We start from the raw sequence: 17657 nt of genomic DNA on the forward strand, positions 1-17657 counted from the left end.
AGCACGAGATGCCGCTCTACATGGACATCCACCGCCTGGACGGCGGGGCCACGCTGGACGCCGTCACGCAGGCGCACCTGGCCGACCTGAAGGTGCAGGACCAGCACGAGGTGTCGTACCTGCGCTACTGGGTCGACGAGCCGCAGGGCACGATCTTCTGCCTCGTCGAGGCGCCGTCGGCCGAGGCGGCGGCCACCGTCCACCGCGTGGCCCACGGGCTGGTCGCCGACGAGATCCACCAGGTCCGGGAAGGGGCGTGAGATGGCCACGCCCCTCTGTCTGCCTGGTGCGGCGACGCGCGGTCGGCCGCGCTACCGACGCCGATCGCGGTGGCGCTGCTCCCGGTCGTGGTGCGGGCGCGGCCCGGTGAGGGTCTGGGCCAGCAGGACGGCGCCCCAGGGGCCGATCACCCAGATCGGCCAGAAGTAGAGGAACGTGCCCGAGGACAGGGACGTGATCAGCCAGATCGTGGTCACGATGAGGGCGGTCGTGGCCCAGCTCGCCCAGATCCCACGAACCCAGGGTCGGTTCGCTCCGTTCGGCTGGCTGCAGACGCCGGAGTGCTCCGGCTGCGTCCGGGGCGCCGGCGTCGAGGGCCGGGTGGCGGGCAGGTCGGCGGTCAGCTCGTCCAGCTCGCCGTAGGTCTTGGCGGCGTAGGCGCGGGTGACCCGGTCCTCGTACTCGGGCGGGGTCAGCCGGCCGGCGGCCATGTGCTCGCCGAGGCGGCGGGCGACGGCCTCGCGGTCGTCGTCGGCGGCACGCATCTGAGGCTGGGGCATGACGGCTGCTCTCTCCTGGTCCGGGGAGCACCAGTCTTCGTCCTCACCAGCGCGTTCGACCACTGACGAACGTCATCAGTTCCACGTGGAACCTCGCCCGTCCTTCGGACGCGACGTGCCGGTGATGGTGCTTCCGACCACCGACGGGTCAACCGGGCCCGTGCCAGACCCGGTTCGTCGGTGGGCGGCCGGATCACCAGGTTCTCGGTGCCGTCGCGGCGGTAGGTGTGCCAGCGTCCGTTGCTGTCTCGTTCGACGCGGAAGCCGTGGTGGGCCTGGGTGTGGTGCCGCTCGCACAGCAGCGCGGAGTTCTCCGGGTTGGTCTGGCCGCCGAAGAGCCAATGAATGACGTGATGGACCTCGCACCAGTGGGTCGGGGCATCGCAGCCGGCGAACACGCAGTGCTCGTCCCGGAGTTCGACGGCCTTGCGCAGGCCGGGGGTGACCAGCCGCTGGGCGCGGCTGTAGTCGAGCGGCTCGCCGTCGGCGGAGAGCAGATAGCGGCGCAGCTCGGCGTCGCAGGCCGGCTGGCGGGCGCGGGCGGCGGAGAGGATGGCGCCGAACCCGGCCCGGGCGGTGCCCCTGCCGGTGGCCGGGTCGGCCAGGTCCTCGCTGTTCACCCGGACCGCGACCTGGGGTTTGACGGTGCGCAGCAGCGGCAGGGTGCCGCAGCCGAGGTGGATGTCGGCCAGCTGGACGAGGGCGTCGGCCTGCTGCTGGGGCCGGGTGCGCGCATCGCCGGCCGGCCGGTGGGCCTGCAGCAGTGACTCGATCGCGGCCTGCAGCTTCTCCATGCCGACCGGGTCGAGGTGGAAGCGGCCGGCGCCCGAGCCGTCGGCGTGCTTGGCGAAGGACAGGAACCGTTCCTCGGTGGGATCGGGTTCGGGGCCGTCGGCGTCGAGCCGCTCGAGCACGGTGTGCACGAGGCGGACCAGCTCGTCGTGCCGATGTCCGGCGGTGAAGCGGGCGAGCACCTCGCCGACGCCGGCCACGGTGCCGCCCTGGGCCTCGATCAGCCCGGCGTACCGGGGGCCGGTGATCTTGCCGATCAGGTCCACGTGATCGGCGGTCAGCCCCCCGGCGGCGTGCTGCTCCTCCACCGCCGGGAGCTGTTCCAGCGCCCGGCCGGTGCGCACCACCTGCGCGGCCGCCGCCCTGGACAACCGGCAGTGCCCGCGCAGCCACGACAGCGCCGTGGCCATCCCGTCCCCGGCGAACGCCCGCTTGCCGTCCGCGACGCGCACGGTGCGGGCCAGCTCGGCGTCGATCCGGTTGCGCTCGGCGACCAGTGCCCGGGTGCGGTCGAGCAGCTCCGGCGCGGTCAACCCGCGCACGTCGCCGTCCTCGAGGGTTGTCGAACACATGTACGAAGAATAGTGCCAAAGGGACCACGCGGCGACCTGAATCCCCAGGTCAAGCGGTTGTCCACAGATGAAGACGCGCCCTTGACGGACGGCGTCGTCCAGTCCGCGCGGATCGCTCACGCGGTGGCGGGCACGGCCTCCTTGGTCAGGTGCCGGCCGATCACCATGCGCTGGATCTGGTTGGTGCCCTCGAAGATCTGGAACACCTTCGCCTCGCGCATGTAGCGCTCGGCCGGGTGGTCGCGGGTGTAGCCGGCGCCGCCGAGGACCTGGACGGCGTCCGTGGTGACCTTCATCGCCGCGTCGGTCGCCACCAGCTTCGCGATGGATGCCTGCCGCGAGTACGGCTTGCCGGCGTCGCGGCGGCGGGCCGCCACCAGGTACGTGGCGCGGGCCGACTCGACCGCGGCGGCCATGTCGGCGAGCAGGAACTGCACGCCCTGGTGCTCGGCGATGGGCCGGCCGAAGGCCTCCCGCTCGACGGCGTAGTCGACGGCGACGTTCAGTGCCGCCTGCGCGAGCCCGACGGCCACCGCCGAGACCCCGAGGCGGCCGGAGTCGAGGGCGGAGAGGGCGATCGCCAGCCCGCGGCCGGGCTCGCCGACCAGCCGGTCGGCCGGGATGGGGACGTCGTCCAGCCGGATCGCCGCCGTGGTGGAGCCGGTCAGCCCCATCTTCTCCTCGGGCTTGGCGGGGCTGAAGCCCGGCAGGTCCGGCGTCAGGTGGAAGCAGGAGATGGCGCGCGGACCGTCGTCCGGCGTGCGCAGGAACGTCGAGTAGAAGTCGGCGTGGCCGCCGTGGGTGACCCATGCCTTCTCGCCGCGGGCGGTCCAGCCGTCCTCGGTGGCGGCCGCCGACGCCCGCATGGCGGCGGGGTCCGAGCCGGCGTGCGCCTCGGAGAGGCAGTAGGCGCCCAGCAGCGAGCCGCCGACCATCTCGGGGAGCAGGTCCCGCCGCTGCGCCTCGGTGCCGAACCAGGCGATGGGCGAGCAGGCCAGCGTGTGCACGCTGATGCCCAGGGCCACGCTGGCCCAGCGGGCGGAGAGCTCCTCGAGCACCTGCAGGTAGACCTCGTACGGCTGACCGCCGCCGCCGGCCTCCTCGGGGAAGGGGAGGCCCAGCAGGCCGGCCTCGCCCAGAGTGCGGAAGACCTCACGGGGGAAGCGTTCCTCGCGCTCGTACTGCGCCGCGCGCGGCGCGAGCTCGCCGTCGGCGATCTCGCGGGTCAGCGCCAGCAGGTCGCGCGCCTCGTCGGTCGGTAGCTCTCGGTCGACCAGCACAGTGCCTTCTCCCACCCACGGAAACAGTACTGAGAACCGTACCGCAGTACTGTCTCTAGTCCAGACGTCATCCTGGGTGCAGAGGAGGTGCCATGACGACGTCCGCCGTCTCCGTACCCGACGAGGGCCGGATGACCCGCCGCCAGGCACAGCTGCTCGACGAGCTCGAGGCGCTGTTCCTCGCAGAGGGGTTCTCGCGGTTCACCCTCGAGGACCTCGCCGTCCGCCTGCACTGCTCCAAGAGCACGCTCTACACGCTCGCCGGCAGCAAGGAGCAGCTGGCGCTCCGGGTGGTGCGGCACTTCTTCCGCAAGGCGACCGAGGCGGTCGAGGCGCAGACCGTGACCGAGGCCGACCCCGCCCTGCGGGTCACCGCGTACCTGAATGCCGTTGCCCGCGCGCTCGCGCCGGCCACACCGGCCTTCCACCGCGATCTCGACTCCTTCGCCCCTGGCCGCGCCGTCTACGAGCAGAACACGGCCGCGGCCGCCGAGCGGGTGCGGCGGCTGATCGACGACGGCGTGAGTCAGGGCCGGTTCCGCGAGGTGCACCCGACGCTGGTCGCCGACACGGTCACCACGCTGATGTTCCGGATCGGCCGCGGCGACACCGCCCGGGCCACCGGCCTGGACGACGCCACCGCCTACCGCGAGCTGGCCGCCCTGCTGCTGCACGGGATCAGCCTGTGACGCCGACGCCGGTGTCCTGGGACGACCCCGACCTCCAGCGGCTCACCGCCGCCCAGCAGGGGGAGATCCGCGCCCGGTACGACGGCAAGGGCGAGCCGGGGACGCCGCCGTCGGCGTCCGACGTCAGCGTCGTCCTGCTGGTCCGGGACCACGACGGGACGGCGCTCGGCTGCGGCGCCCTCCGCGAGCTCGGGGACGGCGTCGCGGAGGTCAAGCGCATGTACGTGGTCCCGGAGGCGCGCGGGCGGGGCGTGTCCAAGGCGGTGCTGCGCGGGCTCGAGGCGGCGGCCCGCGAGCGCGGCTGGACGACGCTGCGGCTGGAGACCGGACCGCGCCAGCCCGAGGCGGTCGGCCTCTACACCGGCGCCGGCTACCGGGCGATCGGCGCGTTCGGCGCGTACCGCGACGACCCGGACGCCGCGGACTCCCTCTTCTTCGAGCGGCTGCTCGACCGCGCGTGAACCCGATCCGGGCGACCGGACATGTCAGGGTGTGACCATCTCACCCACCGCACCTGAAGGCCTACGCGCCGTGCACCCTCCCGGCCTGCCGGACGGGGAGCTGATCGAGCGCTCGGTCGATGAGCCGGAGTGCTTCGCCGTCCTGTTCGACCGGCACGCGACCACGGTGCACCGCTATCTCGGCCGCCGGGTGGGTGAGCTCGCCGACGACCTGCTCAGCGAGACCTTCCTCGTCGCGTTCCGCCGCCGTGCGGCCTACCGCGCGCTGCACGTCGAGGTCCGGCCCTGGCTGATCGGCATCGCGACCAACGTCGTCCGCGGCCACGTCCGCGCCGAGCAGCGCCGCTACCGGGCGCTGGCACGGGCGGCCGCCGAGCCGGAGCAACGGCCGGAGGAGCCCGGCGACGCCGCGGACCGGCTGGACGCCGAGGCGTTCCGCGGTCCGCTCGCCGCGGCCCTGGCCGGGCTGAAGCCGCGCGACCGCGACGTCCTGCTGCTCTTCGCCTGGGGACAGCTCGGCTACGAGGAGATCGCCGCCGTCCTCGACGTCCCCGTGGGCACCGTCCGCTCCCGCCTCAATCGCGCCCGCCGCCTGACCCGCGCCGCGCTGCGCCCGGAGGAGACCCGATGAACGAGATCACCCTGCTCCGCGAGGCCGGCCCCGACGCGCCGCCGCTGCGCCCTGCCGCCCGTGATGCCGCCCGCGCAGCCTTGCTGGCGGAGATCGAGGGCCGGCCGGCCCGCCGCCGTCCGAGCCCGAGGACGACGCTGCGGATCGGCGTGGCCGTCGTCGCCGCCGCGGCCGCCTGGACCGCCGCCGTCGTCATCGCCGAGCCGGACGGGGCGGCCGACACGGTCACGCTGGTGGACTTCGACACACCGACGTTCCCGCTCTCGCTCGACCCGGTGCCCGACGGCCTCCGGCCGGCGTTCGACGGGGACGGGACCGGCAGCGGGATCGCCTCCTACGACGACGCGACGGAGGAGAACGGGTTCACCCTCTACGTCGGGGACGACGGCCCCGCGGCACCGGACCAGGGCGCGCCGGACTACCGCTCCGAGGGGGAGAGCGAGGTCTCCGTGGGCGATGCGGAGGCCGATCTCGTCCGCTACTCGCGGGGCTGGTGCACCGGGGACGACGCGACCGACTGCGGGCGGCGCTCCTTCACGCGGCTGAGCTGGGAACGCGCGGACGACCAGTGGGTGACCATCCTCGCCTACGGCCGCTACCGCTCGTCGGCGCGCATCGTCGCGCTCGCCGAGTCGCTGGTCGATCGCCCCCAGCCGGCGACGCTGCAGGTGGGCCTGGCCCCGGCCGGCTGGTCGGTGCAGTTCTTCACGATGGGCCGGGTGCTCACGCTGGTGAACGACGCCGACGAGCAGCAGACGCTCAGCGTGCACGTGCCGCTGCCCGAGGACGTCGTACCGCCCGACCAGCTCCGCGGCTCGCTGATGGGGCCGGTCGGCCCGCTGCTGACGGTGACCGTCCAGGGCCGCCCGGCGCAGCTCGTCCGCATCGACACGGGCTGGTACCTGCAGGCTCAGTTCGCCGACGGGACGACGTTCGTGGTCCAGGCCCCGGAGGCGTTCACCGAGGACCAGGTGCTCGCCTTCGCCGAGCAGGTGACGCACAACCCGTGACGGCGCCCGGGCCGGCGCACCCGGATGCGCCGGCCCCGGGGCCGCTAGCGTTCCCGCGCATGTCGACCGGCCGGGTGGAAGCCTTCAGCGACGCCGTCATCGCCATCGCCATCACCGTGATGGTCCTGGAGCTGCCCAAGCCGGAGGGGACGAGCTGGTCGGCGCTGCACGACGACCTGCCGGTGCTGCTCGGCTACGTCCTCAGCTTCGTCTACCTGGGCATCTACTGGAACAACCACCACCACATGCTCCAGGCCACCGAGCGGGTGAGCGGCCGGATGCTGTGGGCGAACCTGCACCTGTTGTTCTGGCTGTCGCTGATCCCGTTCACCACCGCCTGGCTCGGCGACAACGGCCTCGCCCCGGCTCCCGCGGCTTCCTACGGCATCGTGCTGCTGGCCGCCGCGCTGGCGTACTACCTGCTGCAGACGGTGATCATCCGGGATCAGGATTCCGGCTCCGTCGTCGCACGGGCGGTGGGCCGGGACCTGAAAGGCAAGCTCTCGCCGCTGGTCTATGCGATCGGCATCGCACTGTCCTTCGTGGCGCCCTGGCTCTCGGTCGCCATCTACGCGGCCGTCGCGCTGCTCTGGCTGGTCCCCGATCGCCGACTCGAGCGGACGGTCCAGCACCAGGACTGACGTTGTCGGTGCCCTCGGGCAGACTCGCCGTCCCATCCACGAGGAGGCCGTCACATGCCGCAGGTGAAGATCCCGTTCGAGGTCACCGGCTGGGAGCCGGAGCCGCTGGCGCTGGGGAAGGAGCCCGGGCCGGTCGTCTTCGGCCGGGTGACGCTGCGCAAGACGTTCTCCGGCCCGCTCACCGGCACCGGCGTCGTCGCGATGACCAGCGCGGCCGTGGGCGAGACCCCGGCCGGTTACACCGCGATCGAGCTGGTCACCGGCTCGCTGGAGGGCCGCGAGGGCTCGTTCGTGCTCCAGCACACCGGCGTCGTCGACGGCGAGTGGTCGAGCTCCAGCGGCGTCGTCCTGCCCGGAACCGGCACCGGCGCGCTGGAGGGCCTGCGCGGCACGCTCACCATCGCGCACGAGGAATCCGGCGCCGTCCTCACCCTCGACTACGAGCTGCCGTTGACCGATGTGGTGAGCTGAGCGCCGTGTCGATCCACCCGCGGACCTCTCCCGAGTGGCCGGCCACGGAACCGGCCGAGGCCCGGCTGCTGTCCGGTGACGCGCGGCTGGACGTCGACCTGCGCGGCGGTGGGCTGCGCCGGCTCGTCGTCGACGGCTGGGACGTCATCGACGGTTACCCGTCCGGCGCGGTGCCGAACGGCCGCCGGGGGCACGTGCTCCTGCCGTGGCCGAACCGGCTGCGCGGCGGGCGCTGGGAGTGGGAGGACGAGCAGCACCAGCTGGACATCACCTCCCCGGAGCGGCCGGTCGCCATCCACGGCCTGGTCTCCTGGCAGCCCTGGTCGGTGCTCGACCGCACCGAGGGCGTGCTGACCGTCGGCACGATCGTCGAGCCGCGGTCGGGCTACCCGTTCCGGCTGGCCGTCGCGATCGACTACGCCCTGTCGGCGGACAGGCTGGACGTCACCGTCCGGGTCGGCAACGCGGGGCACACGGCGGCGCCGTTCGGCGTCGGCATGCACCCGTACCTGGGGGTGGGCACGGGGGAGGACGGCCTGGGCCAGGCGGAGCTCGACATCCCGGCCCGCACCCTCGTGGTGGTCGGCGCCGACGGGCTGCCGACCGGGGAGACGCGGCCGTTCGACGGCGCCGTCGGCACGATCGGCGAGCGCTCCTTCGACGACCCGCTCACCGACCTCGCCCGCGGCGACGACGGCTGGGCGCGGGTGCGGCTCTCCGGCCCGGCCGGCGCCCTGGAGCTCGCCGTCGACGAGGCCTGGCCGTGGCTGCAGGTCTACAGCGGGGACACCCTGCCCGCCGGTGAGCGCCGGCGCAGCCTCGCCGTGGAGCCGATGACCTGCCCGCCGAACGCGCTGGCCGACAAGGTCGACCTCGTCGTCCTCGAGCCCGGCCGGCAGTGGCAGGGCAGTTGGTCGCTGTCCTGGACCCCGGCGGGCTGACGTGCGGGTCGCCGAGCTCTGGCGCTACCCGGTCAAGTCGCTCCAGGGCGAGCGGCTGCGGACGGCGGAGATCGGACCGCTCGGCCTCCCCGGCGACCGGCAGTGGGCGCTGTTCGACGTCGACACCGGCTTCGGACTGACCGCCCGGCGGGCGCCCGACCTGCTGTTCGCCGGCGCCCGCATCCGCGACGGCGGCGTCGAGGTCGTGCTGCCCGACGGCACGGCGACGGCCGACGACGCCGTCCTCTCCGACTGGGCCGGCCGGCGGCTGAGCCTGCGCCGGGCGGCCGGGCCGGCGGTCCCCACGTTCGAGGCGCCCGACGACGACGAGGAGTCCGGGGGCTGGCACCCCTTCGAGGGCGGCGCCGGGACCTTCCACGACAACGGCCAGGCGCGCGTCACGCTGGTCTCCACCGGCACCCTCGGCACCTGGGACCGCCGGCGGTTCCGGGCCAACGTCGTCCTCGACGGTGCGGGGGAGGACGACCTGATCGGCACGCGGGTGCGCCTCGGCGGCGCGACGCTCGACGTCTGGGGGCCGGTGCCGCGGTGCGTGATGGTGACCCGCCCGCAGCCCGGCGGCATCGGCCGCGAGACGGCCGTGCTGAAGGCGGTGCACCGCGAGCGCGGCGGCCTGCTGGCGGTCGCGGCGTCGGTGCTGGAGCCGGGCACGGTCGCGGTCGGCGACGAGCTCGTGCCGGCGGGAGGCTGAGCGGCGTGCGCACCGTCTCCCTGCGCCCCGGCGAGGACAGCATCCGCCTCGGCCAGCTGCTCAAGCTGGTCGACGCCGTCCCCACCGGAGCCCAGGTCAAGGACGTCCTGCTGACCGGTGCGGTGCGGGTCAACGGCGAGCCCGAGGAGCGCCGCGGCCGCCAGCTGCGCACGGGCGACGTGGTCTCGATCGAGGGCATGGACGAGGTCCGCATCGGCTGAGCGGCTCAGGTGGACTGTGACCCGGGTCTCGGCTTGTATGGGGTGCATCCCGCAACCGTCGCGAGGAGCGCCACATGACCACGTACGACGACCGTCCCTGGCTCGCCCTCTACACCCCTGACCAGTCCCCGGACGTCGCCGTGGAGTTCGACGACGCGCTCGCGATGACCCGCGCGACCATCGCCGCCCGGCCGGACGACCCCGCCGTCAAGTACTTCGACGGCACGCTCACCTGGCGTGAGCTCGATGAGCAGTCCACCGCCGTGGCCGCCGGCCTCCTGGCGAACGGGTTCCAGCGCGGCGACCGGCTGGCCGTCTACCTGCAGAACGTCCCGCAGTTCGTCGTCGCGATGGTGGCCACGTGGAAGGCCGGCGGGATCATGGTCTCGATCAACCCGATGAACCGGGAGCGGGAGCTGGACTACCAGCTCAAGGACTCCGGCGCGAAGGTGCTGCTCTGCCTGGAGTCCCTCTACGACTCCGTGGCCAAGAAGGTCGTCCCCGACACCGACGTCTCGCTCGTGCTGACCACCTCCGAGCTCGACTACCAGAGCCGGAACGACCCGCGGCTGTTCGAGAAGATCAGCCGGGCCCGGCACGAGGGCACCACCGACCTCGCCGAGTTCATCGAGCAGCACCGCGGCGAGTCGGTCCCGGACGTCTCCTACGGGGTGGACGACGTCGCGTTCCTGACCTACACCTCCGGGACGACGGGCGTGCCCAAGGGCGCGATGAACACCCACGGCAACGTCTGCTTCACCGCCCAGGTCTACCGGGACTACGCCGGGGTCGGCACCCAGGGCGCCGTCTTCGGGGTCGCGCCGCTGTTCCACATCACCGGCCTGATCGGGCACATCGCCGTGTGCCTGCTGTCCGGCTCGCCGCTGATCCTCGCCTACCGCTTCGAGCCCCAGGTCGTTCTCGAGGCGATCCGCGAGCACCGGCCGACCTTCACGATCGGCTCGATCACGGTCTTCATCGCCCTGATGAACGCCCCCGGCTTCGAGCGGGACGACTTCTCGTCGTTCGAGAACGTGTACTCCGGCGGGGCGCCGATCGCGCCGTCCACCGCCGAGGCGTTCGAGAAGGCGACCGGCCTGCCGATCCACAACGCCTACGGCCTGACCGAGACGACCTCGCCGATGACCCTGACCCCGCGCGGCGTCGCGTCCCCGATCGACCCGACCTCGGGCGCCTTCTCGGTGGGCGTGCCGGTGAACAACACGATCGTGCGGGTGCTCGACGAGGAGGGGAACCCGGTCCCGCTGGGCGAGGTCGGGGAGATCTGCCCGACCGGTCCGCAGGTGGTCCTCGGCTACTGGAACAAGCCGGAGGAGACGCAGAAGACGCTGCCCGGCCGGGAGCTGCGCTCCGGCGACGTCGGGTTCATGAACCCCGAGGGCTGGATCTTCATCGTCGACCGCAAGAAGGACATGATCAACGCCTCCGGCTACAAGGTGTGGCCGCGGGAGGTCGAGGACGTCCTCTACGGGCACCCGGCAGTGCGCGAGGCCGCCGTGGTCGGTGTCGCGGACCCGTACCGCGGCGAGACGGTGAAGGCCTTCGTCTCGCTCAAGCCGGGCTCCGAGGCCACGCCCGAGGAACTCATCGCGTTCTGCAAGGAGCGGATGGCCGCCTACAAGTACCCGCGGTCGATCGACCTGGTCGCCGAGCTGCCGAAGACGGTGACCGGCAAGATCCTCCGCCGCGAGCTGCGCGAACCGGTGCAGGGCGGCTGAGTCGCCCCGGCGGTTCCACGTGGAACCGCCGAGGGTGAGGATCACGGCCGACGGCGGAGGACGACGAAGGGCGGGCACGGATGCAGCGGCCGGCCCGGCACCCCCTGCGTGTCCCCCGCTGGCCGGCCGTCCCGTCGCCCGCGCCGCCGGACTTCGCCGCGATCCGCGCCGAGGCCGGCGTCCCCGAGGCGTTCGACCCGGCGGCGCTGGCCGAGGCCGAGCGGGTCGCCGCCCGCCCGCCGCTGCCCGAGCTGGACGCCACCGACCTCGAGCTGGTCACCGTCGACCCGCCGGGCAGCCGCGACCTCGACCAGGCGGTGCAGCTGGCCGCTGCGGGCGACGGCTACCGCGTCACGTATGCGATCGCCGACGTCGGCGCGTTCGTCCGGCTGGGCGGGGCGCTGGACGCGGACACCCGCCGGCGCGGGCAGACGGTCTACTGCCCCGACCGGCGCACGCCGCTGCACCCGCCGGTGCTCAGCGAGGGCGCGGCCAGCCTGCTGCCGGGGCAGGTCACCCCGGCCGTCGTCTGGACCCTCGACCTGGACGCCGACGGCGAGCTGCGCTCCTCCGACGTCCGCCGGGCGCGGGTGCGCAGCCGCGCGCAGCTGGACTACCCGTCAGTGCAGCGGCAGGCCGACGCCGGCGCGCTGCCCGGGCCGCTGGCGCTCCTGCCGCGGATCGGCCGGCTGCTGCTGGCCCGTGCCGCCGACCGCGGCGCCATCGAGCTGGGCACGCCCGAGCAGGAGGTCCGCCCGGCGCCCGACGGCGGGTGGACCCTCGCCTTCCGCGGCGACCTGGCGGTGGAGACGTGGAACGCGCAGATCTCGCTGCTCACCGGGCGCTGCGCGGCCGGACTGATGCTCGACGGCGGCGTCGGCGTCCTGCGCACGCTGCCGCCCGCGCGGGCGCAGGACGTCGAGCGGCTGCGGCTGCTGGCGCCCGCGCTGGGCGTCGACTGGCCGGACGGCGCCGGGCCCGGTGCGGTGATCAGGGGCCTGGACGCCGGCGATCCGCGGCACGCCGCCTTCCTGGAGGAGGCCGCCACCCTGCTGCGCGGCTCCGGCTACACCGCCTTCGACGGGCCGCCACCCGAGCAGCCGGTGCACGCCGGGGTCGGCGCGCCGTACGCGCACGTCACCGCCCCGCTGCGCCGGCTGGTCGACCGGTTCGCCACCGAGGTCTGCCTCGCGCTGGCCGCCGGGCGCAGCCCGGACGACGAGCTGCGCGCGGCGCTGACCGCGACACCTGAGCTCATGGCCACCTCCGACCGCCGGACCCGGGAGGTGGAGCGGGCCGTCGTCGACGCCACGGAGGCGTGGCTGCTGCACGGCCGTGAGGGGACGGTCTTCCCCGCCGTCGTGCTCGACGCCAACGGTGAGTCGGGCACCGTCGTCCTCGACGGGCTGGCCGTGCGCGCCCGCTGCAGCGGGACGGGCCTGCGGCCCGGCACCCGGGTCGAGGTCCGGCTCGCGGAGGCCGACGTCGTCGCGCGCCGGGTCCGGTTCGAGAAGGTGGAGCCATGACGCGCGTGCCGTACCTGTCGGCCCGGCTGCAGGGCTTCGGGACGACGATCTTCGCCGAGATGAGCGCGCTGGCGGTGGCCACCGGCGCGGTCAACCTCGGCCAGGGCTTCCCCGACTACCCCGGCCCGCCGGAGGTCCTCGACGCTGCCCGTGCCGCGATCGGCACCGGCCACGACCAGTACCCGCCAGGCCCTGGGATCCCGGAGCTGCGGACGGCGATCGCCGCGCACGTGGCGCGGTTCCGCGGCCACGCCTACGACCCGGCCGGCGAGGTGCTGGTGACCGCGGGGGCCACCGAGGCGCTGACCGCGGCCCTGATCGCGCTGCTGGAGCCCGGCGACGAGGTCGTGCTGTTCGAGCCGATGTACGACAGCTACGCCGCCGCGGTCGCCATGGCCGGCGGCGTGCTCCGGCCGGTGCCGCTGCGGCCGCCGGCCCTGGCCGACGGCGAGGGCGCGTGGACCTTCGACCCCGCCGAGCTGCGGGCCGCGATCACCCCGCGCGCGCGGCTGCTGCTGCTCAACACCCCGCACAACCCGACCGGCAAGGTCTTCACGGCCGAGGAGCTGGGCCTGCTCGCCGCCCTGGCGATGGAGGCGGAGCTCCTGGTGCTCACCGACGAGGTCTACGAGCATCTGGTCTTCGCAGGCAGCGAGCACCGGTCGATCGCCACGCTGCCCGGCATGCGCGAGCGCACGCTGGTGGTGAGCAGCGCCGGCAAGACGTTCAACACCACCGGCTGGAAGATCGGCTGGGTCTGCGGGCCGGCGCCGCTGGTCACCGCCGTCCGGACGGCGAAGCAGTTCCTCACCTACGTCAACGGCGGGCCCTTCCAGCCGGCGGTCGCGGCCGGGCTGGCGCTGCCCGACGCGTACTTCAGCGGCGTCGCGCGCGACCTCGAGTACCGCCGCGACGTGCTGGTGCAGGGCTTGCGGGAGGCCGGGCTGCCGGTGATCAGCCCGGAGGCGACGTACTTCGCCACGGTCGACGTCCGCCCGGTGCAGCCGGATGGCGACGGGCTGGCGTTCTGCCGGTCGCTGCCGGAGCGGGCGGGTGTGGTCGCCGTCCCCACTGTGGTCTTCTACGACCCGGCGCACGCGCACCTGGGCCGGCACCTGGTCCGGTTCGCGTTCTGCAAGCGCGACGAGGTGCTGGGCGAAGCGGTGAAGCGGTTGAGGGAGATGGCATGAGGATCGCGGCGGTGCAGCACGACATCGTGTGGGAGGACCGCGACGCCAACTTCGCGCGGCTCGCCCCGCAGGTGGCGCGGGCGGTCGGCGCGGGCGCGGAGCTCGTGCTGCTCACCGAGACGTTCTCCACCGGCTTCTCCATGACGCCGGGGATCGGCGAGCCCGAGGGCGGGCCGTCGTCGCAGTTCCTCGCCGCGCAGGCCGCCGAGCACGGGGTCTGGGTCGGCGGCACCTGCCCGGAGGTCGCCGCAGACGGCGAGCTGCCGTACAACTGCTTCGTCCTCGCCGGCCCCGACGGGACGGCGCACCGCTACCGGAAACTGCACCCGTTCACCCACGCCGGCGAGCACGAGCGGTTCCGTGCGGGGGAGAAGCCGACGACGGTGGAGATCGGCGGCCTGCGCATCACGCCGTTCATCTGCTACGACCTGCGCTTCGCGAACGTCTTCTGGGACGCCGCGCCCGCCACGGACGTCTACCTGGTGCCGGCGAACTGGCCGAGCCCGCGCCGCCACCACTGGCAGACGCTGCTGCAGGCCCGCGCGATCGAGAACCAGGCCTACGTCGTCGGCGTCAACCGCGTCGGTGCGGACGGGAACGGGCTGGAGCACGTCGGCGACAGCCGGATCGTCAGCCCGATGGGGGAGCTGCTGGCCACCGCCGCGGGCATCGAGACGATCCTGCTGGCCGATGTCGACGCCGCCGAGGTGGCTGGCACCCGCGAGCGGTTCGCCTTCCTCCCCGACCGCCGTTCCTGAGTCGCGTGCCGGGGCGCGGAAATCGCTCCCGTGGCACTCCGCTCACGAGCTCGTCCAGCCGACACGCCGTATTCCGGAGCCGAAGCGACGCAGGTCACAGTGACGTCGGTCTCGCCCCCGCCGTTCACGGACCGTCGATCCGGGCGGCGTCCGTCGCGGGTTCACGTCGCGCTGCGTGACGAACCGCTCTGTCCGGCGTGGTGCACCTCACGTCCGCCGCGTGCCCGTGCGCCGCGATCCTCTGTGACCTTTTCGTGACCTTCTGTTCCATGGAGTGCGCACCAGCCGCCCCTCCAGGAACAGGTACATGCCTCCGCGTCACCTCGCCCCCTCCTCGCCCTCGCTCCGGACCGAGTTCGCGTCCGGGCTCGTCCGGGCCTTCCGGCGGCCCGTCACCGCCCTCGCCGCGACGGCCGTCGCCGCGGGCGTCGCCGGCTTCGCCCTGATCCCGGCCGACGGCGACGAGCGCGTCGCGGCCGCGGCGACCGAGTCCTCCGCGCAGGGCGCGACGGTCAGCCTCGCCGCGGCGCGGAACACGGCCGAGGCGCCGGCCCCGGCGCCCGCGCCCGCCCCCGCTCCGGCGCCCGCTCCCCCGCCCGCCCCCGCCGCCGTCCGTCCGGTCGACGAGTACCGGCTGAGCAGCGGGTTCGGTCCCCGCTGGGGTCGCCTGCACGCGGGCATCGACTTCGCCGCCCCGCTGGGCACGCCCGAGAAGGCGATCATGGACGGCACCGTCGTCAAGGCCGGAGCGGCCAGCGGCTTCGGTGAGGCGGTCTACATCCAGCACGACAACGGCGACGTGACCGTCTACGGCCACATGCGCAAGATCCTGGTCACCACCGGGCAGCAGGTGCACGCCGGCGACGTCATCGCCGAGCTCGGGTCGGAGGGCCACTCCACCGGCCCGCACCTTCACCTCGAGGTGCATCTCGGCGGCATCGACGGGGAGAAGGTCGACCCCGTGCCGTGGCTGGCCGCGCGCGGCGTCACCGTCTGAGCGGAGTGGATCAGTCGGCGTCACGCCGACGTATCCGCGCCCGCAGAGCTCAGCGGGCGCGCAGCTCCCGGCGGGCGATGACCATCTCGTGCACCTCGTCGGGGCCGTCGGCGATCTGCAGCAGCCGCGCCTGGGCGTAGAGCCCGGCCAGCGGGGTGTCCTGGCTGACCCCCATGCCCCCGTGCGCCTGGATCGCCCGGTCGACGACGTACTTCGTCACCTCGGGGACGGCGACCTTGATCGCCGCGATCTCGGTGCGCGCCCCCTGGTTGCCGACGGTGTCGATCAGCCAGGCGGTCTTGAGGACCAGCAGCCGCGCCTGCTCGATCCGGATCCGCGACTGGGCGATCCAGTGCTGGACGACGCCCTGCTCGGCGACCGGCTTGCCGAACGCCACCCGCTGCTTCGCGCGGTCGATCATCAGCTCGAGCGCCCGCTCGGCCATGCCCAGCAGCCGCATGCAGTGGTGGATGCGGCCGGGGCCGAGGCGGGCCTGGGCCAGCGCGAACCCGGACCCCGGCTCGCCCAGCAGGTTCGACGCCGGCACGCGGACGTCGTCGTAGTGGATGATCGCGTGCCCGCCGTGCGCGGCGTCGGAGTAGCCGAACACGCTGGTCGAGCGCTCGACGTTGACCCCGGGCGTGTCCGTCGGCACGAGGATCATCGACTGCCGCCGGTGGGGGTCGGCGTCCGGATCGGTGACCCCCATGACGATGGCGATCCGGCAGTTCGGGTTCATCGCGCCGGAGGACCACCACTTGCGGCCCTGGATCACGTAGTCGTCGCCGTCGCGGCGGATCTCGGTGCGGATGTTGGTCGCGTCGGAGGAGGCGACGGCGGGCTCGGTCATCGAGAACACCGAGCGGATCTCGCCGGCCAGCAGCGGCTCCAGCCACTCGGTGCGCTGCTGCTCGGTGCCGAACAGCGAGAGCAGCTCCATGTTGCCGGTGTCCGGCGCCGCGGAGTTCACCGCCTCGGGGGCCAGCGCGGGGCTCCGGCCGGTGAGCTCGGCCAGCGGCGCGTACTGCAGGTTGGTCAGCCCGGCTCCGTAGCCGTGCCGCTCGTGGTGCTCCTTCGGCAGGAACAGGTTCCACAGGCCGCGCGAGCGCGCCTCGGCCTTCAGCTCCTCGATCACCGGCGGCCGCGCCCAGCCGGACTCCTGCACCTGCTTGTCGAACTCCGCCTCGGCCGGGATCACCCGCTCGTCCAAGAAGGCCTGCAGCTGCTCGGCCAGCTCGGTGGTGCGGGGGTCGGGGGCGAAGTCCACGGTGCGCTCCTCGGGCTCGGGACGGCGGTGTCCGTCCCCGACGCTATCGGGACCGCCCCGCGCTCACCGGCCCCGGCCCGCGGCGCCGTCCCGGCCCCGGCCGCCGTCCTGGCTCGCGCCGCCGTCCCGGCCCGGGCCGCCGTCCTGGTCGACGACGATCTGCTCGCGCTGCACCTGCCCGCTGACCCGCTCCTGGCCCTCGACGATCTCGGTGCGCAGCCGCACCCGCTCGGTCGGCAGGACCTGGACGGAGACCACCGGCCGTTCGGCGTGCAGGACGATCTCGTCGGGCAGCCCGCCGCCGGCCGGAAGTCCGCCCGAGTCCGGCACCAGCGACTCGCCGGCGCCGGCGTCCGGGGCGTCCAGCGGCACCTCCTCGACGCGGATCTCCTCCCGGCGCAGCGGGACGGTGATCTGCACCTCCTCGGTGACGACGTACTTCACCAGCCGCACGCGCCGGGCCGGGGCCTGCTCGGTGTCCACCCGCAGCCGCTCCTCGCTGCGGACCATCGACCCGTCGTCGGACCGCGTCGCGTGCTGCGGCACCGTCTCCCCGATCGGGCGCGTGTGGTCGCGCGCCTCGTCGTCGGACGGCGCCGCGCCGGCCGGTGTCAGGCCGGTGCCGTCCCCGGTCCACGCGGGCTCCCCCGTGCCGGCCACGTCCATGCCGTAGTGCCGCCGCAGCTGGGCCTCCTCGTCCGGGCCGAGGTGCTCGCTGCCGCCGAAGTGCGGGGCGGAGCGCACCGCGTCCCGGGTCACCGGCAGGACCAGGCGCCCGTCGTCGAGCGTGGCGCTCTGCACCGGCACGATCGAGGTGCGCGTGCCGAACAGGCCGGTCATCAACGCCACCCAGGTCGGCGTGCCCGTCCGGTCGTCGACGAAGAAGTGCTCGACCGCGCCCAGCTTGCCGCCCTGCGCGTCGTAGGCGGTGGTGCCGACGGCGGCGGACACCTCGCGTTCGCTCAACATGGGTGGGCTCC

General features: G+C 74.0%; 20 protein-coding genes. 15 read left to right on the top strand and 5 right to left on the bottom strand.

Translation table 11 applies throughout. The annotated features are described in order from the left end of the window. The first annotated feature begins 8 nt into the window (after positions 1–8). Positions 9–260 (top strand): DUF4242 domain-containing protein, encoded by a 252-nt coding sequence (locus AB3388_RS27735; protein WP_495408564.1) that lies wholly within the window; start codon positions 9–11, stop codon positions 258–260. Between the two features lie 51 nt (positions 261–311). Here the strand turns inward: AB3388_RS27735 and AB3388_RS27740 are convergent, their stop codons facing one another. The 3 genes from AB3388_RS27740 to AB3388_RS27750 form a co-directional block, all read right to left on the bottom strand. After that, positions 312–779: a DUF1707 SHOCT-like domain-containing protein gene (locus AB3388_RS27740; protein ID WP_495408565.1), complete on the bottom strand. Its 468-nt coding sequence runs from the start codon at positions 777–779 to the stop codon at positions 312–314. Next, entirely contained in the window at positions 692–2143 is a 1452-nt protein-coding gene (locus tag AB3388_RS27745; RefSeq protein ID WP_495408566.1) for an HNH endonuclease signature motif containing protein, read from the bottom strand. The genes AB3388_RS27740 and AB3388_RS27745 overlap by 88 nt, the downstream gene beginning before the upstream one ends. Positions 2144–2259: 116 nt before the next feature. After that, a complete protein-coding gene (locus AB3388_RS27750; RefSeq protein ID WP_495408567.1) occupies positions 2260–3423 on the bottom strand; it encodes an acyl-CoA dehydrogenase family protein in 1164 nt (387 codons plus the stop codon). Between the two features lie 92 nt (positions 3424–3515). Here AB3388_RS27750 and AB3388_RS27755 point away from each other — a divergent pair, with 92 nt between their 5' ends. The 14 genes from AB3388_RS27755 to AB3388_RS27820 all read left to right on the top strand — a co-directional run bounded on the left by AB3388_RS27755 (position 3516) and on the right by AB3388_RS27820 (position 15410). Beyond that, positions 3516–4112, top strand: a complete 597-nt coding sequence (locus AB3388_RS27755) for a TetR/AcrR family transcriptional regulator (protein ID WP_495408568.1) — start codon at positions 3516–3518, stop codon at positions 4110–4112. Beyond that, on the top strand, positions 4109–4573 hold the full coding sequence (locus AB3388_RS27760; RefSeq protein WP_495408569.1) for a GNAT family N-acetyltransferase: 465 nt from the start codon (positions 4109–4111) through the stop codon (positions 4571–4573). The genes AB3388_RS27755 and AB3388_RS27760 overlap by 4 nt, the downstream gene beginning before the upstream one ends. Before the next feature lie 70 nt (positions 4574–4643). Further along, a complete protein-coding gene (locus tag AB3388_RS27765) occupies positions 4644–5204 on the top strand; it encodes an RNA polymerase sigma factor (RefSeq protein ID WP_495408570.1) in 561 nt (186 codons plus the stop codon). Beyond that, positions 5201–6214: a hypothetical protein gene (locus tag AB3388_RS27770; protein WP_495408571.1), complete on the top strand. Its 1014-nt coding sequence runs from the start codon at positions 5201–5203 to the stop codon at positions 6212–6214. Before AB3388_RS27765 ends, AB3388_RS27770 begins: the two co-directional genes overlap by 4 nt. A 59-nt stretch (positions 6215–6273) precedes the next feature. Further along, positions 6274–6855, top strand: coding sequence for a TMEM175 family protein (locus AB3388_RS27775; protein WP_495408572.1), 582 nt, complete (start codon positions 6274–6276; stop codon positions 6853–6855). Between the two features lie 54 nt (positions 6856–6909). Further along, positions 6910–7326, top strand: coding sequence for a DUF3224 domain-containing protein (locus tag AB3388_RS27780; RefSeq protein WP_495408573.1), 417 nt, complete (start codon positions 6910–6912; stop codon positions 7324–7326). Between the two features lie 5 nt (positions 7327–7331). After that, complete coding sequence (locus AB3388_RS27785) at positions 7332–8267, top strand: aldose 1-epimerase family protein (RefSeq protein WP_495408574.1); 936 nt, start codon at positions 7332–7334, stop codon at positions 8265–8267. A 1-nt stretch (position 8268) separates the two neighbouring features. Then, positions 8269–8979, top strand: a complete 711-nt coding sequence (locus AB3388_RS27790) for an MOSC domain-containing protein (RefSeq protein WP_495408575.1) — start codon at positions 8269–8271, stop codon at positions 8977–8979. Positions 8980–8984: 5 nt separating this feature from the next. After that, positions 8985–9200 carry an RNA-binding S4 domain-containing protein gene (locus AB3388_RS27795; RefSeq protein ID WP_495408576.1) on the top strand — a complete coding sequence of 72 codons (216 nt, stop codon included), beginning with the start codon at positions 8985–8987 and terminating at the stop codon, positions 9198–9200. 74 nt (positions 9201–9274) lie between these two features. After that, positions 9275–10939 (top strand): class I adenylate-forming enzyme family protein, encoded by a 1665-nt coding sequence (locus AB3388_RS27800; protein ID WP_495408577.1) that lies wholly within the window; start codon positions 9275–9277, stop codon positions 10937–10939. Positions 10940–11019: 80 nt separating this feature from the next. Continuing rightward, the gene (locus AB3388_RS27805) at positions 11020–12465 is read left to right on the top strand and encodes an RNB domain-containing ribonuclease (protein ID WP_495408578.1); all 1446 of its coding nucleotides are present in this window, start codon (positions 11020–11022) and stop codon (positions 12463–12465) included. After that, positions 12462–13655, top strand: a complete 1194-nt coding sequence (locus AB3388_RS27810; protein WP_495408579.1) for a pyridoxal phosphate-dependent aminotransferase — start codon at positions 12462–12464, stop codon at positions 13653–13655. The genes AB3388_RS27805 and AB3388_RS27810 overlap by 4 nt, the downstream gene beginning before the upstream one ends. Beyond that, positions 13652–14413: a nitrilase-related carbon-nitrogen hydrolase gene (locus tag AB3388_RS27815; RefSeq protein ID WP_495408580.1), complete on the top strand. Its 762-nt coding sequence runs from the start codon at positions 13652–13654 to the stop codon at positions 14411–14413. Before AB3388_RS27810 ends, AB3388_RS27815 begins: the two co-directional genes overlap by 4 nt. A 307-nt stretch (positions 14414–14720) precedes the next feature. Beyond that, positions 14721–15410, top strand: coding sequence for a M23 family metallopeptidase (locus AB3388_RS27820; RefSeq protein ID WP_495408581.1), 690 nt, complete (start codon positions 14721–14723; stop codon positions 15408–15410). A 49-nt stretch (positions 15411–15459) separates the two neighbouring features. Here AB3388_RS27820 and AB3388_RS27825 read toward each other — a convergent pair whose 3' ends face one another. After that, positions 15460–16677 (bottom strand): acyl-CoA dehydrogenase family protein, encoded by a 1218-nt coding sequence (locus tag AB3388_RS27825; RefSeq protein WP_495408582.1) that lies wholly within the window; start codon positions 16675–16677, stop codon positions 15460–15462. 63 nt (positions 16678–16740) lie between these two features. Beyond that, positions 16741–17646, bottom strand: a complete 906-nt coding sequence (locus AB3388_RS27830) for a DUF2382 domain-containing protein (protein WP_495408583.1) — start codon at positions 17644–17646, stop codon at positions 16741–16743. Positions 17647–17657 lie beyond the last annotated feature (11 nt).

This window comes from Geodermatophilus sp. SMS 5-13 (assembly GCF_059428245.1).

Excerpts from the sequence above, each read along its gene's own strand:
- AB3388_RS27735 (WP_495408564.1), top strand. The coding sequence starts at position 9 with ATGCCGCTCTACATGGACATCCACCGCCTGGACGGCGGGGCCACGCTG.
- AB3388_RS27740 (WP_495408565.1), bottom strand. The coding sequence starts at position 779 with ATGCCCCAGCCTCAGATGCGTGCCGCCGACGACGACCGCGAGGCCGTC.
- AB3388_RS27745 (WP_495408566.1), bottom strand. The coding sequence starts at position 2,143 with ATGTGTTCGACAACCCTCGAGGACGGCGACGTGCGCGGGTTGACCGCG.
- AB3388_RS27755 (WP_495408568.1), top strand. The coding sequence starts at position 3,516 with ATGACGACGTCCGCCGTCTCCGTACCCGACGAGGGCCGGATGACCCGC.
- AB3388_RS27770 (WP_495408571.1), top strand. The coding sequence starts at position 5,201 with ATGAACGAGATCACCCTGCTCCGCGAGGCCGGCCCCGACGCGCCGCCG.
- AB3388_RS27775 (WP_495408572.1), top strand. The coding sequence starts at position 6,274 with ATGTCGACCGGCCGGGTGGAAGCCTTCAGCGACGCCGTCATCGCCATC.
- AB3388_RS27780 (WP_495408573.1), top strand. The coding sequence starts at position 6,910 with ATGCCGCAGGTGAAGATCCCGTTCGAGGTCACCGGCTGGGAGCCGGAG.
- AB3388_RS27800 (WP_495408577.1), top strand. The coding sequence starts at position 9,275 with ATGACCACGTACGACGACCGTCCCTGGCTCGCCCTCTACACCCCTGAC.
- AB3388_RS27805 (WP_495408578.1), top strand. The coding sequence starts at position 11,020 with ATGCAGCGGCCGGCCCGGCACCCCCTGCGTGTCCCCCGCTGGCCGGCC.
- AB3388_RS27810 (WP_495408579.1), top strand. The coding sequence starts at position 12,462 with ATGACGCGCGTGCCGTACCTGTCGGCCCGGCTGCAGGGCTTCGGGACG.
- AB3388_RS27815 (WP_495408580.1), top strand. The coding sequence starts at position 13,652 with ATGAGGATCGCGGCGGTGCAGCACGACATCGTGTGGGAGGACCGCGAC.
- AB3388_RS27820 (WP_495408581.1), top strand. The coding sequence starts at position 14,721 with ATGCCTCCGCGTCACCTCGCCCCCTCCTCGCCCTCGCTCCGGACCGAG.
- AB3388_RS27830 (WP_495408583.1), bottom strand. The coding sequence starts at position 17,646 with ATGTTGAGCGAACGCGAGGTGTCCGCCGCCGTCGGCACCACCGCCTAC.